The 1,512-nt window shown below is 33.0% G+C and carries 1 protein-coding gene; it reads right to left on the reverse strand.

Annotation, left to right across the window (positions count from 1 at the left end; genetic code table 11):
* Positions 1–280: 280 nt before the first annotated feature.
* Positions 281–1,512 (reverse strand): ATP-binding protein (locus LI114_RS13445; RefSeq protein ID WP_227221091.1); only part of this gene is annotated, 1,232 nt, incomplete at its 5' end.

Genomic DNA, 1,512 nt, shown 5'->3' on the forward strand with positions numbered 1-1,512 from the left:
TATGCAAATTCTCAGGCTCTTTCGGCTGACAATATGTTATACTGCAGGCTTGTCCTGTTACTAATGTCGTTATGCCGTAGATTGCACTGAGAATTAACGTTATAATAAGTCCTCGTTTTGTTTCCTGATTCAGTTTCTTCATCGATCAATTACTCTCCAAGATAAAAAAATACGCTATACTTTTACTGGATGTTCCCAGTTTTCAGTATAGCGTATACTATTTATCTTTTTCAAGGCTTTTGCGCCAAAGTACTTTTTATGACATTAAATGTCACCTTCGTTAATACTCTATTAATATATCAGCAGTAAATATACCATTCTCCCACTCGAAAGATGTAACCCCATTAAGCTGAGTCACTGCCTTTTTTATACTGCTTACACCTATACCGTGTAATCCGTTTCCCGATTTACTGGATTTAAGGTTTTGAGTATCAACCTCATCTGATGAATTCATAACGCAAATTCTAAGTTTATTATCAATTTGTATCAATGAAATGTAGATATATTTATTGACATACGAACATCGTTCAGCTCCCTCAATTGCATTATCAAAAAGATTAGAAAGTATCCGGCAAAGCAGCATATTATCTATGGGCACTGATTCGAACACATTAATTTTAGTTGTAAATTGTATGTTTTTATTCAACGCCTCCTGCCATTTCATATTGATAATAGCATCAACGGCTGAAATACCTGTGTAGCATATTCTGCCCGCGTCTGATAAGCTGTCTGCTAACTTATCCAGATGCTTTATTGCTTCTTTTGGATTTCCATCACTAAACATGGATTTTGCTACAGATATCTGATTATTTATATCATGCTTTAACTGCCTTATCTCATTGTACTTGTTTTCAATGAGCATATAATTTTCTTCTTCTGATTTTAGCCTTTGCTCCATGACTTTCATTTTCAGTTGGTTTGCATATGTATCAAAAAAGTTAAATACGAACAGATTGAGCGCCAGTAATCCAATCACAGTAATCAAATAATTTATCGTCTGTCTGTGATTTAAACCATATGATACAAAAATACCATTGAGAATAAACACGCTTAAAATAGGTATTAGTATAATCGACAGCCAGTTTTTGATTGGAATATCTTTCTGCTTGTTTTTGGAATATTCTATTATGTAAACTGAAAACCAAAAGCAAAACAATTTAGAGCAAAACATGCCGATATATCTTCCTGCTCCTGAAGTTAACTGCTCCAAAGGACTTCCAAAATTAAGCATATATAAAATTCCCATGGGAAGTGATTCTGAAGCAAGTATTACTATTAAAAATATTAATGAACAAAATATTTTTGTACCGAATTTACATTCAAACATAATGCTTGAAATTGCCATCATCAATATAAAAGTAGCAATCAAATGAACCCATGGATACTCAAGAAATAAAGTTACCGAATCAAGTGAAATAAAACAGAGTATCACTGCCGGGACCAATGATTTTTTTCGGAATCTATAATCCTCTTTCATCATATTGTACAAATAGAAAACTATAACCATGCTCT

Origin of the sequence: Ruminococcus sp. 210702-SL.1.03 (assembly GCF_020559915.1) — a bacterium.
In the GTDB taxonomy this organism is placed as follows: domain Bacteria; phylum Bacillota; class Clostridia; order Oscillospirales; family Ruminococcaceae; genus YE71.